This is a genomic window from Pseudomonas sp. GW823-FHT06E10, assembly GCF_058794995.1.
Map to the genome: position 1 here is coordinate 1 of NZ_JBXAHJ010000039.1, position 716 is coordinate 716.

The following is a 716-nucleotide window of genomic DNA, read 5'->3' on the forward strand; positions in this document are numbered from 1 at the left end:
ACCGGCGGCAACTTCGAGAGCCTGGTGCCGAACACCACACCAGCCGTGACCACCATCACCGACTCCGTGGACAACACAGGGCTGACCCTCACCGCCACCAGCAACATCACCGAAGGCGGCCAGATCACCTACACGGCGACCCTGAGCAACCCGGCTGGTACGCCGATGACCGTGACTTTGAGCAATGGCTCGGTCATTACCATCGAGGCGGGCCAGACCAGCGGCAGCGTGAACGTCCCGACTGCGGCCAATGATGTTTATGTCAACGGCAGCACCGTCAGCACCACGATCACCGGCACCACCGGCGGCAACTTCGAGAGCCTGGTGCCGAACACCACACCAGCCGTGACCACCATCACCGACTCCGTGGACAACACCGGGCTGACCCTCACCGCCACCAGCAACATCACCGAAGGCGGTCAGATCACCTACACGGCGACCCTGAGCAACCCGGCTGGTACGCCGATGACCGTGACTTTGAGCAATGGCTCGGTCATTACCATCGAGGCGGGCCAGACCAGCGGCACCGTGAACGTGCCGACTGCGGCCAATGATGTTTATGTAAACAGCAGCACCGTCAGCACCACGATCACCGGCACCACCGGCGGCAACTTCGAGAGCCTGGTGCCGAACACCACACCAGCCGTGACCACCATCACCGATTCCGTGGACAACACCGGGCTGACCCTCACCGCCACCGGCAACATCACCGAAGG

Annotated in this window: 1 protein-coding gene; it reads left to right on the top strand. The window is 63.0% G+C overall.

Annotated elements, in window-relative coordinates:
- A partial coding sequence (locus tag AC1Q6Y_RS28035) for an immunoglobulin-like domain-containing protein (RefSeq protein ID WP_492625657.1) occupies positions 1–716 on the top strand: 716 nt, incomplete at both ends.